Source organism: Hymenobacter duratus, from assembly GCF_014698995.1.
In the GTDB taxonomy this organism is placed as follows: domain Bacteria; phylum Bacteroidota; class Bacteroidia; order Cytophagales; family Hymenobacteraceae; genus Hymenobacter; species Hymenobacter duratus.
The window spans coordinates 574,599-588,215 of record NZ_JACWZZ010000001.1 but is presented as its reverse complement, the minus strand read 5'-3'; the positions used below and the strand labels follow the sequence as shown (position 1 = coordinate 588,215).

Below are 13,617 nucleotides of genomic sequence, written 5' to 3'. Positions count from 1 at the left end.
TCTTCCTGTATGTCTGAATCCTTATCTGCCCCAAACGAGCACCAGCCAACAATAAGCCATCAGCTGCCGGCCTATACGCGCGGGCAACTCGCCCTGCGCAACGGCCAGGACCGGGACGAAATCTGGGTAGCCTATCAGGGGCTTATCTATGACGTAACTCGTTCGCGCCTGTGGCGCCGCGGCAACCACTACGAGCACTGGGCGGGCCAGGACCTTACCCAGGAGCTGGAACGGGATGCGCCCCACACGTCCAATGTGTTCGATAATTTTTCTGTTGTCGGCCGGCTTACGTAGAGCGCTGCACGCCGTAAGAGGCGCTATATGCTCGCAGCGCGGCCTGCTCATTTTGCCCGAAATGCCTGTCTTACCCGTTACCTACTTTCCTCATGAATACAACTGAAAGCGCCTCTCTTTTCAACCACCTCGAAACGCTGAGCACACGCGAACTGCTGGAAGGCATCAACAGTGTGGACCAAACGGTGCCGCAGGTGGTAGCGAAGGCGCTGCCGCAGATTGAGGCGCTGGTTGAAGCTACCGTAACACGGCTGGGTGCCGGAGGTCGGCTGTTTTATATTGGAGCCGGTACCAGCGGCCGGCTGGGTGTGCTGGATGCCTCCGAGTGCCCGCCTACGTTTGGGGTGCCGCACGGACTGGTAGTGGGGCTGATTGCGGGAGGCGACACGGCCATCCGCAAGGCCGTGGAAAACGCCGAAGATGATGCCGAGCAAGCTTGGCGCGACCTGACAGCGCACGACATCACGGCCAAAGATATAGTGGTAGGCATTGCAGCGTCGGGCCGCACGCCCTACGTGATAGGCGGGCTGGAGCAGGCCCGGCAGCACGGGCTGGCCACGGGCTGCGTCGTCTGCAACGCCGACTCTCCGGTAGCGGCAGTGGCCGAATTTCCAGTAGAAGTGGTGACGGGGCCGGAATTCGTGACGGGCAGCACCCGCCTGAAGGCCGGTACAGCCCAGAAGCTGGTGCTCAACATGCTGACCACCGCCACATTCATCCGGCTGGGCCGGGTGAAGGGCAATAAAATGGTGGACATGCAGCTATCCAACGCGAAGCTGGTAGACCGAGGCGAGAAGATGCTGATGGATGAGCTGGGCATTGGCCAGGCGGAAGCGGCGGAGCTGCTGCAGCGGCACGGCTCCGTGCGGGCAGCGCTGGCGGCTAAGCGGTAGCAGCCAGGCGTCGCGTGGCGTAGAGCTCAGGGGGCTCGGTGGTTTTGGCCGGCTTTCCGGAAACCCGTCGTCTTTCTTCGGGGTTTAGGCACTACGGGAAGTTGCAGGGACTTTCCTTTCGGGCCTGCGTAAGCAGACACTTACGCCTCTTCTTCCTCTCCATGCATACCATTGAGCCGCACTATGCCTGGATCGACCAGTATTCTGCTACTGAAGATCCTCGTTCTCCGCTATTTGAAGCCGAAAACAGTCTCGACTCGTACGTCAACACCATTTACGGCTATTATATACACCCACAGTGGGACAGCCTCGACTCCGAGACACTGTTCCTCAAGATTCTGTTCGTCGACTACGAACTGGGTATTGCCATCATCGAGTTTATCGGGGAGTGGAATGACGCCATCGAAAACGACGTGATGCACCTCAAGCGCAACATCATCGACCTGATGACGCACGAGGGAATCCGCAAATTCATTCTCATCGGGGAAAGTGTCTTCAATTTTCATGGGGCAGAAGACGACTATTACGAGGAGTGGTTTGAGGATGTGGAAGACGGCTGGATTGCGGCCGTCAACTTTCAGGAGCACGTGACGCGCGAAATGCGCCAGTACAACCTTGATTCCTACATCAATTTTGGGGGCCAGCTGGATGAGATGCCTTGGCGTACGTATCCGCCGCGCAAGCTATTTGAAGTGGTGGATGGCCTGCTTCAGCGCCGCTTGGGATAGATGCGGCTTATTGGCCGGTGAAACCAACAAAAAAGAGCCGCTCCCCGAGGGAAGCGGCTCTTTTTTTGAGCGCCGGGAGGCGCGTCAGACTACTTAGCGTCTTGCGCGTCAGCAGCGTTTTCCATAGCGTCAGCTTTAACTTCAGTAGCGTTTTCTACCGAGTCAGCACCAGCTTCGTTGCCAGCTTCTTCCATAGCGTCAGCCTTAGCTTCGCCAGCTTCTTCTACCTGCTCAGCCTGAGCTTCTTGAGCGTTTTCGGTTTTGCTGTCGCAAGAAGCGAAAGAGAAAGAAACAGCGGCCAGGGCGAGGAACAGTACTTTTTTCATGGTTTTGAAAGAAAAGAGGGGGTGAAAATCAGAATTGAAAACTCTTCGCCTTACGGCTGAGAATCGGAGCTTTATATTCAGTTTGGCAGAAGGTAACCTGACTGTTCAGAAAAAATTCGTGTTTTTTCCTGACCAAGCGTCTAACCACCTTATTTCTTGCGGAATACAATACCGATTGGCACGCCCGTAAAGTCGAAATGCTCGCGCAGGCGGTTTTCCAGGTAGCGCGAATAGCTTTCCTTCACATACTGCGGCAGGTTGCAGAAGAAGGCAAACACGGGGTTGTGCGTGGGGAGCTGCGTGGCATATTTGATGCGCACCAGCTTGCCTTTCTGAATGGGCGGCGGATACTTCTCAATTTCCTTCAGCATCACCTCGTTCAGCTCCGAAGTCGGAATTTTGCGGCGCTTGTTTTCGTACACTTCAATGGCCGTTTCAATGGCCTTGTGCACACGCTGCTTGCTGAGCACCGAAATGAAGATGATGGGTGGATAGCTGATAGGAGCTATTTTTTCGCGGATTTTGTCCTCGAACTCCTTGGCCGTGTTGGTTTCTTTGTTCTCAATCAGGTCCCACTTGTTCACCAGAATCACAATGCCTTTGCGGTTCTTGTCGGCCAGCCCGATGATGTTCAGGTCCTGGGCCTCAATGCCGCGGGTAGCATCAAGCATCACGATGCAGATATCCGACTCTTCCAGTGCCCGGATGGAGCGTAGCACCGAGTAGAACTCTACGTCTTCGTGCACCTTGGTTTTGCGGCGCAGACCAGCCGTATCCACCAGTATGAATTCCTTGCCGAAAGCGTTGTAGCGCGCCTGAATCGAGTCGCGGGTGGTACCGGCAATATCCGTCACGATGCTGCGGTCGGTGCCCAGCAGCAGGTTCACGAACGACGACTTGCCCACGTTGGGGCGGCCGACTACGGCAATTTTCGGGATACCAGCATCGGGCTCCTCCACTCCTTCTTCCTCGAAGTGGCTTACTACAGCGTCGAGCAGGTCGCCGGTGCCGGAGCCGCTGGCGGAGGAAATCGGGAATATTTCACCGTCGCCGACGCCCAGCGCGTAGAATTCGCCGGCTGAGTGGATACGAGAGTTGGTATCGGCCTTGTTGGCTACCACATAAATGGGCTTTTTGCCCTGATAGCGGCGCATTACGTTGGCAAACTCTTCGTCGAGGGAGTGCACGCCGGCCATGGCATCTACCATAAACAACACGACATCAGCCTCGTCAATGGCCAGCTTCACCTGCTTGTTGATTTCGCCTTCGAAAATATCGTCGGAGTTGTGCACGTAGCCGCCCGTGTCGATGACGGTGTAGTACTTGCCTACCCAGTCGCCGTAGCCGTAGTGCCGGTCGCGGGTGACGCCGCTTTCATCGTCCATGATGGCCTTGCGCTGGCCGACGAGGCGGTTAAAGAGCGTGGATTTGCCCACGTTGGGGCGCCCCACAATTGCAATGGTATTCTTCATGTGTCTGACTCCAGCCGCCGGCCCGACCAGTTTCGGCAGTGCCCGGAGTAGTTAAGTGAATGTGAGGTCGGTGGTTGATTAGAACGTCATTCCGGGATTGTCAAGGAATCTCGCGTGCTGAGGTTGTAATGGTAATTAGTTACCCTCTGGCAAGATTCCTCGACAAGCTCGGAATGACGTTCTTCTGTCTATTGATTGTAGCCGAAGCGGGTGAGAGCCTTCGGATCAGTGCGCCAGTTCTCGTTGACTTTGACGTAGATTTCGAGGAACACTTTTTTCTGGAAAAACTTCTCCATTTCCTCGCGGGCCCAAGTGCCTACTTTCTTCAGCGCCGTGCCCTGCTGCCCGATGATGATGCCTTTCTGACTGGCGCGCTCTACGTAGATAATGGAGCGCATCCGGATGATATTTTCATCTTCCTTGAACTCCTCAATCTCCACTTCGCAGCTGTAGGGAACCTCTTTCTTATAGAGCTTGAAGATTTTCTCCCGGATCATCTCGGCCGCGAAAAACCGCTCGGGCTTGTCCGTTAGCTCATCTTTGGGGTAGTAAGCAGGATGCTCGGGCAGCTTGGCCAGCACCAGGTCCAGCAGCTCGCCGGTCCCGAACTTTTCCAGTGCCGAAATCGGTAGTACGCGGGTGGCATTGGGCAGATGCTCCTGCCAATACTCCACCTTAGCTTCCACTTCGGCCTGGTCGGCCTGATCTATTTTATTGACGAGCAGGAAAATAGGCGTGTTCACCATCTTGCGCAGACGCTCCACCACGGGCTCTTCGTCGTGCTTTTCGTAGATATCGGTCACAAACAGCACCACGTCGGCATCTTCCAGCGACGAGTATACAAACGACATCATGGCGTTGTGCAGCTCGTATTTAGGCTGAATAATGCCGGGCGTGTCGGAGTAGACCAGCTGGAAATTTTCGCCGTTGAGGATGCCCAGGATACGGTGACGCGTGGTCTGGGCTTTGCTCGTAACGATGCTGAGCCGTTCGCCCATCAGGGCGTTCATGAGCGTGGACTTGCCCACGTTGGGCTTGCCGATAATGCTCACGAAGCCAGCGCGGTGCGGTGTAGGTTCGGTATTCACTTCAGGATCTGAAAATTGGCCTGCAAAGGTACGGGTTTTCGCGTGCCCCACCGCCAGCTTGGTAAACATCAGCCGGCGGAAGATTGTCTGTACCCCAACTGAAAGATGAGATACATCAGGTTTTAGTTCGCGAATGGTTGTGCGACCTTTGCAGTTCACCCCCCGCAGACTACTCCTCTTTCTTCACCGTTCTGCCGCACCGGCATTGCCCCGGCGCTACCTTCTATGCCCATTTCCGCTCCCACTAACGGCCGCATTGGTGTTCTGCTCGTGAACCTCGGCACCCCCGACTCGCCGCAGACCAGCGACGTGCGCCGCTACCTCAACGAGTTTCTGACCGATGCCCGCGTGATTGACATGCCGGCCGCTATCCGCTACCCGCTGTTTCAGGGGCTGGTGGTACCGCTGCGTGCGCCCAAGTCGGCCAAAATCTATCAGCAACTCTGGACGGAGCGCGGCTCCCCACTGCTCTACCACGGCCTGGACCTGCAAAAGCTGGTGCAGGAAAAGCTGGGCAAGGACTACCTGGTGGCTTTCGGGATGCGCTACCAGAACCCCAGCATCGAGAGTGCCCTGCAGGAACTGCGCGACGCGGCTGTAGACCGGATTATTGTGCTGCCGCTGTTTCCGCAATATGCGGCGGCCAGCACGGGCTCGGTGCAGGAAAAGGTGATGGAACTGGTGAGCAAGTGGTGGGTGGTGCCCAGCATTTCCTTCATCAGCACGTTCGTGGAAGACCCCGGCTTTATTGGTACGTTTGCTACGCTGGGCAAAGAGGAAATGGCCAAGCACGACTACGACCATGTAGTATTCAGCTACCACGGCATTCCAGAGCGGCACGTGCTGAAGGGCAGCCACAACAACTACTGCAAGCTGGGCACCTGCTGCGCCAGCTACAACAAAAACAACCGTTACTGCTACCGCGCCCAGTGCTTCGAAACGTCGCGGCAGTTGGGCAAAGCACTGGGTTTGGCGCCGGAGCAGTACACTACCACATTCCAGAGCCGCCTGCAGAGCCGCCTCCGCGACCCATGGCTGCAGCCCTATACTGATGAGGTTATCAAGGAAATGCCGGCCAAAGGCATCAAGAGCGTGCTTGCCTTCTCCCCCGCTTTTGTGGCCGACTGCCTGGAAACGACAATTGAGGTGGGCGAGGAATTCAAGGAGCTGTTTGAGGAAGCCGGTGGGCAGCACTGGCAACTGGTACCCAGCCTGAACTCGCACCCGCAATGGGTACAGGCCGTAGCCGACATGATTCGCCGGAACTAAGACGCCTTTATCAATACCGAAAAAGCCCCTTATGCGGAAGCGTAAGGGGCTTTTTCGGTATTGACAGATGACTGTGCACTACACTTCGCGGCGGCGGAAGCCAGACGGTAGGCCAGCCGCGCGACGCGTGCCGTAGAAGTGACCTTCATCGAAGGACGGCTGCTCATAGAAGGGGCCGGTTGAGTGCGCGGGCAGCTCCAGCCGCAGGGCGCGCAGCATGGCTTCTTCGTACTCGCGCGTAATCTGAAACTCCTGATATGGAGGATACTCCAATACTGAGTCCAGCGTGAGCGAGGGCACGAACAGGTTGTCGCCGTCGTCGTCCAGCGCGGCCACTCCAATCGGAATCAGAATGTGCCGCTCCCGGTCGTTGATGTTGAGGCTGGCACTCAGCTCCACATCAAGGTAGCGCACCTTCAGCGTTTCTTCTTCTACAATCAGCTCCGTGACTTCACCGAAAGGGCGGCCGTCGCCGCCGCGCACGGTCCAGCCGCGCACATCCGGGTTGCCGTCGGCCACTTCGTAGTCGGTCAGGTCGCGCAGGCGGCGCAGATGCATGCTTCCGGCAGAAGGGATATGAGTTGGTTCCACAATAAAATGGGGCTTAATGCTTTACGGATGGTGCTTTTCTACGAAGCCGGCTCACTCAGCGTGCGCACAATTTCGGCAGCACGGACAAAGAACTCCTGGGTCTGCTTTTGGTCGGCGGCCGTTTCGGTGCGGCCCGAGAGCTGCGTAGCACGGCCCACCAGCTCTGCCACGGCAGGTTCCAGTACCGGATAACGTTTCTGCTGCATGGCCTGCATGAGGCCGGCGGCGGCCACAAACCCAGGCCGCACGCTGGTGTTTGGCTCAGCAAGGCGGGCGGTAGCGCTGGTCAGGCCATCACGCTTTTCGCTTACCGCCGCATCGCGCAGATCGTCGCGGTCAGCCAGCTCTACCAGGGCTGAGGTTAATAGCCGTAGTCCTTCGCGCGAGTAGCCAGGCTGCGCAGGGTTGGTTTTGGCGAAGCCTGCCAGCACTTCCGGTGTTACGGGTGCGGCTTCGGAGGCCATATCACCTACGGCTTCAGCATCTGCAGGCCGCGGGCCGGTTTCGGCACCGGTAGTGGTGTCGGGGGCCGGGCTGACGGTTTGCTCTACGGAGCTGGATGGCGAACTACCGGCCTGCGGATCATCGTGGCGCAACAGGTACCAGGCAGCGGCACCTACCACGGCCAGCACCAGTAGAATCAGAAGCCAGGGGCTGGGCGAGCTTTTTTTGCGTTGAATGTTGATGTCGGCCATAAAGGAAGCGGGCTAGGGTTTGGGCCATCCATACGAAGGCAGGCCAAAATACGATACGCCAGACGCTTTTCTTTGCCATCCTGCGGCGCCTTGGTATTCAGCAAACTGCTATGTTTAGCCGCACCAACGGCAACTTACCCCTCACTGCTTATGCGCTCCGACCAGCTACTTGCCGATTTGGAAGCCTGCGGCCTACTGCCGCCCGAACAAGCTGCTGCAATTGCGCAGGATGAGCGGACGCGGCCTTTTTCACTGCACCAGGAGTTGCGGGCGGCGCTGTATCTGGGCATCACGCTGCTTACCGGAGGGCTGGGCGTACTGCTGTACCAACACCTCGACGAAATCGGGCACGGCGTCATCATTGCCAGCATATTTCTGCTGATGATGGCCGGTTTCGGCTATGCGGTGCGGCATCGGCAGCCCTTCACGTGGGGCCAGGTCACAGTTCCCGGCTTTGTACCCGAGTATGCGCTGCTGCTGGGCTGCCTGCTGTTTCTGGCCCTGGAAACCTACCTGCAGATGCAATACAATGTGTTCGGAAGCCGCTACGGGCTGGCTACCATCCTGCCGGCCGTGCTGTTTCTCGGGCTGGCGTACCGCTTCGACCACCGGGGCGTGCTGGCCATGGGCATTACGGCGCTGGCTTCGTGGGTGGGCGTCAGCATTGCGCCGGTTTCGGCCTTCACCAACAATAATTTCTTCACCACGCGCCTCGGCGGCGTAGCGGTGCTGCTGGGCTTGTTGCTGACCGGCGTGGGGCTGGATGCCGACCTTAACCGCCGCAAGCCGCATTTTGCCTTCACTTACATTTCGCTGGGGGCCAACCTGGCGCTGCTGGCCGCCACGGCCGCTTTGTTCGATTTCTACCCGCAGCCATTCCTGCCCAAAGTGGTGGTCGTTCCGCTGATTCTGGCGCTGAGCGCGGCGCTGGTGTGGTATGCGCGCCGCACCCAGTCGTACCTGTTTCTGCTGATGGGCCTGCTGTACGGCTACCTCACGGTGTCGTATCTGTTTTTCAGGGCATTGGAGCTCAGTCGTGGCGCAGGTGCAGAGCTGATTATTACGTTCTACTTCACGCTCTCGGCAGTTGGTATCATTCTGCTGTTTGTCAACGGCAAGAAATTTCTACAACGCCCATGAGCTGGAAAGCCTACAACCCTGCCTGGCCGCTACACGAAGCCATGCACGCCGCCACTGCCCGCTGGCACCGCCGGGGCCTGCTGGCGCCCGCGCAGCAGTTGGCCATCCAGACTGCCTATCCCCTCGATTTCTACCGACCGGGGTTGTTTCTGCGCATCGGGCTGTTCATTTTCGCCTGCATTGGCGCGTTTGGCGGGGCCGTTTTTTTTGCGCTGCTCACAGAATTCGACCACCTCAAGGCTGTAGCGGCAATGTGCGGTTTGGGAACGTTGGCGGCATTGGAATTCTTTATCCGCAACTCTCGCCTGTACCATGCCGGCGCCGACCAGGCCCTGCTCTACATCACACTGGGCTGGTTTACGGTGTTTCTGGTTGATGCTGTGTCAGATGCCGTACCTTATTCAGCGCGCTACGGCACTTCGCTGGGCAGCAGCTACCTGTTCCTGATTCTGTGGCCTCTGTTTTTGCTGTTTCTGGTTGCCACTATCCGCTACGCCGACCGGCTGGTAGCTGCAGGCACTTACCTGCTTCTGCTGCTCCTGATGGCCAACTGGCTGTTGCAGTTCCCGGTGGGCCGGCTGATGCTGCCGTTTGTGCTGATGCTGGCCTCGGGGGCGGCCTACTGGCTGGTGAAGCGGCTAGGCCGCCGGCCCGATTACCTGTATTACCGGCCCTGCCTGCTAGGGCTGCAGGCGTTGGCGCTGGCTACGTTCTATCTGGGCGGCAACTACTACATCGTGCGGGAAGGCAATGCGCAGATCAGTGGCGAGTACGTTTCCTCTCAGATTCCGTTTGCACCGCTGTTCTATCTGTTCACGGCAAGTATTCCGCTCGTGTACATAGCCATAGGGCTGCGCCGCCCCAGCCGGATATGGCTGCTCACAGGCCTGGCAGCCGCGGTTTTTTCAATCTTCACGCTACGCTACTACCGTGCCCTGATGCCGCCGGAAATAGCCGCTGTGCTGGCCGGGACCGTGCTGCTGGCGTTGGCGGCCTGGGCGGCGCGCTACCTGCGTCCGGCCCGTCATGGCCTTACTTCTCTGCCCAATGATGACCATTCCTCCCATTTCAACCTGGAGTCGTTGGTGGTAGCCCAGACGGCGGTAGTGCCGCAGGCGCCGCCGCCCGGCTTTCAGTTTGGGGGCGGCCATTCCGGCGGCGGCGGTGCCGAGGGCAGTTTCTAACTCCATCATTTGGAATCGGCATAAAAAAGCCGCCTGCACGACGAATGCACAGGCGGCTTTTTTATGTATACAGGGTGCCTATACTTTCAGCGGCTCTTTGCGGTACATTTTGGCGAGCTGCTCTACGGCGTAGTCAACTTCCTCCACGGTGTTGTACTTGCTCATAGAGAAACGGATGGTTCCCCGGTCGGGGTCGGCGCCCAGGGCCTGCAGCACGTGCGAGCCAGCCTGGGCACCACTGGTACATGCCGAGCCACCCGACACCGATATGTGATTGATATCGAGGTTGAACAGCAACATCTCGTTCAGGGAGGAAGGCGGCAGGCTCACGCTCAGAACGGTGTAGAGGCTGTGCTCCGTATCGGCTGAGGTACCATTGAACTGCACACCTTCAATTTCAGCCTGCAGCTTTTCAATAAACCGGTCCTTCAGCCCCTGAATGTGACGCTGGTGCTCCGCCATGTCGCGGTACGCAATTTCCAGCGCCTTAGCCAGCCCAATGATGCCGTACACGTTTTCGGTGCCGGCCCGCTGGTTGCGCTCCTGCGAGCCGCCATGAATCAGGGCATCCAAGTTCTGGCCCGAGCGGCGGTAGAGGAACCCCACCCCTTTCGGACCGTGGAATTTGTGCGCCGAGCCCACCAGAAAGTGGGTTTTCAGCTGCTGCACATCGTGCCGGTAGTGCCCCATGGTCTGCACTGTATCTGTATGGAACACGGCATCGTGGCGGGAACAGATTTCGCCAATGGCAGCAATGTCGTTCAGGTTGCCGATTTCGTTGTTGGCGTGCATTAGGCTCACGAAAGTGCGCGGATGCGTGGCCAGCAGCTCCTCCAGATGCGCCAGATCCAGGCGGCCCTGCGCATCGTGGCGCAGGTAGCTGAGTTGGGCATCACCGCACTTTTCCAGGGCCTGTGTGGTGTGCAGCACCGCGTGGTGCTCCAGCCGCGACGTAATTATGTGCTTCAGCCCCAGCGGCCGGACACTGCCAAAAGCGGCGTAGTTGTCGGCTTCCGTACCACACGAGGTAAACACGATTTCAGCCGGCGCCGCATTAATTAGGTGCGCAATGCTTTTGCGTGCGTTTTCGATGGCTGCCCGCGCCTGCCGCCCGTGTCCATGAATACTGCTGGGGTTGCCGAAATAGTCCCGCATAAAAGGCAGCATAGCATCCAGCACTTCGGGGTCCAGGGGCGTGGTGGCGGCGTTATCGAAGTAAACAGTCATGGGCGGCAACGTAGGTTGTGGGTGGCAACGGCCACAAAAATAAAGGATTCCGGCGGGGTAGCCGGAATCCTTCTGTCAAGAGGCAAAAAATGCAGTGACCAGCCTTAGCTCTTCACCGAAATAATTTCCTTGATGTCGGCAATGATTTTATTGGCCAGATGGTCGGCGGTGGCGTTGGAATCCGACTCGGCGTAAATCCGGATGATAGGCTCCGTGTTCGACTTGCGCAGGTGTACCCACTCCTTATCAAACTCGATTTTTACGCCATCAATCGTGTTGACGGGCTGCTTAGCGTAGCGCTGCTGCATCTGCTCCAGCACCTGATCGGTGTTGATTTCCGGCGTCAGCTCAATCTTGTTTTTCGAGATGAAGTAGCTGGGGTACGAGGCCCGCAGCCGCGTCATGGTGAGGCCGGTTTTGGCCAGATGGCTCAGGAAAAGCGCAATGCCCACCAGCGAGTCGCGGCCGTAGTGCAGCTCCGGGTAGATGATGCCGCCGTTGCCTTCGCCGCCAATTACGGCGTTGGTTTCCTTCATTTTGGTCACCACGTTCACCTCGCCCACGGCCGCAGCGGCGTACTGGCCGCCCTGCTTTTCCGTCACGTCGCGCAGGGCGCGGGTGCTGCTCAGGTTGCTGACGGTGTTGCCGCCGCCGTTCTGCTGCAGCACGTAGTCGGCCACGGCCACCAGCGTGTACTCTTCGCCGAACATGGTGCCGTCTTCGTTCACCAGCGCCAGGCGGTCCACGTCGGGGTCCACCACAATGCCCAGGTCGAAGGAGCCTTTCTCCATCGTTTTGGCAATTTCCCGCAGGTTTTCGGGCAGCGGTTCGGGGTTATGCGCAAAGTCGCCGGTTGGCTCGCAGAACAGCTTCTCGATAACCTCCACGCCCAACTGCTCCAGCAGCATCGGCACGGCAAAGCCACCCGTGGAGTTCACCGCATCTACCACCACCCGGAAGTTCTTGGCCTTGATGGCGGCCTTATCCACCAGCGGCAGCGCCAGAATGGTGTTGATGTGCTCCTGCAGGAAGGTGTCGTCGGTGCTGTACTGGCCCAGTTTGGTTACGGGCGCAAAGTCGAAGGCTTCGGAGTCGCCGAGAGCCAGCACTTTCTGGCCTTCCGCGTCCGAGATAAACTCGCCTTTGTTGTTGAGCAGTTTCAGTGCGTTCCACTGCTTCGGGTTGTGCGAAGCCGTCAGGATAATGCCTCCACCCGCGTTTTTGGCTGGCACCGCCATTTCTACGGTAGGAGTTGTGCTCAGGCCCAGGTCTACTACGTCGATGCCCAGGCCCTGCAGCGTAGCCGCTACCAGCTTGCTCACCATCTCGCCAGAGATGCGTGCGTCGCGCCCGATGACGATGGTATTGTTTTGGGTGGTATTGAGGACCCACGTGCCAAAGGCCGCCGCGTACTTTACAATGTCGATGGGCGTCAGGCCTTCGCCGGCTGCGCCGCCAATAGTACCCCGGATGCCCGAAATGGATTTAATCAGTGCCACAAGCCAAGTCTGTTTTTTGAATGGGCAAAAGTAGAGAAATGCCCCTGCTTTCGCTATGAAAGTACGTATTCTGTGCCGCTGCCTTGTGCGGGCCGGAGGGGTAGCGGCGCAACTCCGCTTTCTTCCCTCCCATGACGACCTAACGACGGAGTGAAGCACGGCGTTGTATCTTTGGACTAATGGAATACAACACTCCCAACCGCCGCCCGGCTCAACTGGAAGCCTTTGGCCGCCTGCTTGATGTACTGGAGCGCCTGCGCGCCGAATGCCCCTGGGACCGGAAGCAAACCCTGGAAAGCCTGCGCCATCTCACCATCGAAGAAACCTACGAGCTCAGCGACGCCATCATTCGCCACGACCTGCCGGACCTGAAAAAGGAGTTGGGCGACGTGTTTCTACACTTGATTTTCTATGCCAAAATAGCCTCCGAAACCGGCCAGTTCGATATAGCCGATGTGCTAAACGCACAGTGCGAAAAGCTTATTTTCCGGCATCCGCACATCTACGGCAGCGTGCAGGCCGAAACCGAAGAAGAGGTAAAACGCAACTGGGAGCAGCTTAAACTGCAGGAAAAAGGCAACACGTCGGTGCTTGGTGGCGTACCTACTTCGCTACCGGCTCTTGTGAAGGCGATGCGCATCCAGGAGAAAGCGCGCGGTGCGGGCTTCGACTGGGAGCGGCCAGAGCAGGTCTGGGAGAAGGTGCAGGAGGAACTTGGTGAGTTTCAGGCAGAATTTGCGCACGCCGAACCGGCGGCAATCAATCCGGAGCGGGCCGCCGCTGAGTTTGGCGACCTACTGTTTTCACTGATCAACTTTGCCCGGCACGCCGGCATCAATCCTGAAGAAGCTCTCGAACGTACCAACCATAAATTCATTCACCGCTTTCAATACCTCGAAACTGAAGCAGCGCGGGACGGCCACCAACTCCGCGACTTGACCCTGGCTCAGATGGACGTGTATTGGGAGCAGGCCAAAAAGCAAGCCCTTTCCTCCACTCCTGCCACACCTAAGAAATAGCCTTTTTTCGGGGCCCTACCCGTTTTAAAGCGTTTAAACCCCGATTTCATTTGGCGACACTCCGATTTTTTAATTAGGTTTGCCAAGGATAGACTGAATTTCGGACGGGCCCCGCACACGAGCAGACCCACGTTTTTTGCCGTCGGCAATACGTGCGGGTGAGCGGGGCACTGTTGTCTTTAAGGCTGTCTA

The 13,617-nt window shown here is 57.9% G+C and carries 14 protein-coding genes; 7 read left to right on the top strand and 7 right to left on the bottom strand.

All coding sequences use genetic code 11. The features are described from left to right. The first annotated feature begins 9 nt into the window (after positions 1-9). The 3 genes from IC231_RS02450 to IC231_RS02440 all read left to right on the top strand — a co-directional run bounded on the left by IC231_RS02450 (position 10) and on the right by IC231_RS02440 (position 1,915). On the top strand, positions 10-294 hold the full coding sequence (locus tag IC231_RS02450) for a cytochrome b5 domain-containing protein (protein ID WP_190783022.1): 285 nt from the start codon (positions 10-12) through the stop codon (positions 292-294). Positions 295-386: 92 nt separating this feature from the next. After that, positions 387-1,187, top strand: a complete 801-nt coding sequence (gene murQ, locus IC231_RS02445; RefSeq protein ID WP_190783021.1) for an N-acetylmuramic acid 6-phosphate etherase — start codon at positions 387-389, stop codon at positions 1,185-1,187. A gap of 161 nt (positions 1,188-1,348) precedes the next feature. Next, positions 1,349-1,915: a hypothetical protein gene (locus IC231_RS02440; protein ID WP_190783020.1), complete on the top strand. Its 567-nt coding sequence runs from the start codon at positions 1,349-1,351 to the stop codon at positions 1,913-1,915. Between the two features lie 89 nt (positions 1,916-2,004). Here IC231_RS02440 and IC231_RS02435 read toward each other — a convergent pair whose 3' ends face one another. The 3 genes from IC231_RS02435 to era all read right to left on the bottom strand — a co-directional run bounded on the left by IC231_RS02435 (position 2,005) and on the right by era (position 4,801). Continuing rightward, entirely contained in the window at positions 2,005-2,241 is a 237-nt protein-coding gene (locus tag IC231_RS02435; RefSeq protein ID WP_190783019.1) for a hypothetical protein, read from the bottom strand. Positions 2,242-2,390: 149 nt separating this feature from the next. Next, a complete protein-coding gene (gene der, locus IC231_RS02430) occupies positions 2,391-3,713 on the bottom strand; it encodes a ribosome biogenesis GTPase Der (protein ID WP_190783018.1) in 1,323 nt (440 codons plus the stop codon). A 188-nt stretch (positions 3,714-3,901) separates the two neighbouring features. Then, the gene (gene era / locus IC231_RS02425) at positions 3,902-4,801 is read right to left on the bottom strand and encodes a GTPase Era (RefSeq protein WP_211538820.1); all 900 of its coding nucleotides are present in this window, start codon (positions 4,799-4,801) and stop codon (positions 3,902-3,904) included. A 231-nt stretch (positions 4,802-5,032) separates the two neighbouring features. Here era and hemH point away from each other — a divergent pair, with 231 nt between their 5' ends. Continuing rightward, entirely contained in the window at positions 5,033-6,070 is a 1,038-nt protein-coding gene (gene hemH, locus IC231_RS02420) for a ferrochelatase (RefSeq protein ID WP_394368197.1), read from the top strand. 78 nt (positions 6,071-6,148) lie between these two features. Here the strand turns inward: hemH and IC231_RS02415 are convergent, their stop codons facing one another. Together IC231_RS02415 and IC231_RS02410 are read right to left on the bottom strand one after the other, a co-directional pair. Next, complete coding sequence (locus tag IC231_RS02415; protein ID WP_190783015.1) at positions 6,149-6,628, bottom strand: PRC-barrel domain-containing protein; 480 nt, start codon at positions 6,626-6,628, stop codon at positions 6,149-6,151. Between the two features lie 71 nt (positions 6,629-6,699). Further along, positions 6,700-7,356, bottom strand: coding sequence for a hypothetical protein (locus IC231_RS02410; protein WP_190783014.1), 657 nt, complete (start codon positions 7,354-7,356; stop codon positions 6,700-6,702). Positions 7,357-7,506: 150 nt separating this feature from the next. Here IC231_RS02410 and IC231_RS02405 point away from each other — a divergent pair, with 150 nt between their 5' ends. Both IC231_RS02405 and IC231_RS02400 read left to right on the top strand, forming a co-directional pair. Then, complete coding sequence (locus IC231_RS02405) at positions 7,507-8,496, top strand: DUF2157 domain-containing protein (RefSeq protein ID WP_190783013.1); 990 nt, start codon at positions 7,507-7,509, stop codon at positions 8,494-8,496. Next, positions 8,493-9,680: a hypothetical protein gene (locus IC231_RS02400; protein WP_190783012.1), complete on the top strand. Its 1,188-nt coding sequence runs from the start codon at positions 8,493-8,495 to the stop codon at positions 9,678-9,680. Before IC231_RS02405 ends, IC231_RS02400 begins: the two co-directional genes overlap by 4 nt. A gap of 78 nt (positions 9,681-9,758) precedes the next feature. On the opposite strand, the gene IC231_RS02395 is transcribed toward IC231_RS02400, so the two are convergent. Further along, positions 9,759-10,907: a cysteine desulfurase family protein gene (locus tag IC231_RS02395; protein WP_190783011.1), complete on the bottom strand. Its 1,149-nt coding sequence runs from the start codon at positions 10,905-10,907 to the stop codon at positions 9,759-9,761. Between the two features lie 104 nt (positions 10,908-11,011). Continuing rightward, on the bottom strand, positions 11,012-12,406 hold the full coding sequence (gene glmM / locus IC231_RS02390) for a phosphoglucosamine mutase (protein ID WP_190783010.1): 1,395 nt from the start codon (positions 12,404-12,406) through the stop codon (positions 11,012-11,014). 179 nt (positions 12,407-12,585) lie between these two features. Between glmM and mazG the strand changes: the two genes are divergently transcribed. Next, positions 12,586-13,425 (top strand): nucleoside triphosphate pyrophosphohydrolase, encoded by an 840-nt coding sequence (gene mazG, locus IC231_RS02385; protein ID WP_190783009.1) that lies wholly within the window; start codon positions 12,586-12,588, stop codon positions 13,423-13,425. The last annotated feature ends 192 nt before the right edge of the window (positions 13,426-13,617 follow it).

What these genes read in the sequence shown, in the direction of transcription:
- IC231_RS02450 (WP_190783022.1), top strand. Translation starts at nt 10, where the DNA reads ATGTCTGAATCCTTATCTGCCCCAAACGAGCACCAGCCAACAATAAGC.
- murQ (WP_190783021.1), top strand. Translation starts at nt 387, where the DNA reads ATGAATACAACTGAAAGCGCCTCTCTTTTCAACCACCTCGAAACGCTG.
- IC231_RS02440 (WP_190783020.1), top strand. Translation starts at nt 1,349, where the DNA reads ATGCATACCATTGAGCCGCACTATGCCTGGATCGACCAGTATTCTGCT.
- IC231_RS02435 (WP_190783019.1), bottom strand. Translation starts at nt 2,241, where the DNA reads ATGAAAAAAGTACTGTTCCTCGCCCTGGCCGCTGTTTCTTTCTCTTTC.
- der (WP_190783018.1), bottom strand. Translation starts at nt 3,713, where the DNA reads ATGAAGAATACCATTGCAATTGTGGGGCGCCCCAACGTGGGCAAATCC.
- IC231_RS02415 (WP_190783015.1), bottom strand. Translation starts at nt 6,628, where the DNA reads ATGCATCTGCGCCGCCTGCGCGACCTGACCGACTACGAAGTGGCCGAC.
- IC231_RS02410 (WP_190783014.1), bottom strand. Translation starts at nt 7,356, where the DNA reads ATGGCCGACATCAACATTCAACGCAAAAAAAGCTCGCCCAGCCCCTGG.
- IC231_RS02405 (WP_190783013.1), top strand. Translation starts at nt 7,507, where the DNA reads ATGCGCTCCGACCAGCTACTTGCCGATTTGGAAGCCTGCGGCCTACTG.
- IC231_RS02400 (WP_190783012.1), top strand. Translation starts at nt 8,493, where the DNA reads ATGAGCTGGAAAGCCTACAACCCTGCCTGGCCGCTACACGAAGCCATG.
- IC231_RS02395 (WP_190783011.1), bottom strand. Translation starts at nt 10,907, where the DNA reads ATGACTGTTTACTTCGATAACGCCGCCACCACGCCCCTGGACCCCGAA.
- mazG (WP_190783009.1), top strand. Translation starts at nt 12,586, where the DNA reads ATGGAATACAACACTCCCAACCGCCGCCCGGCTCAACTGGAAGCCTTT.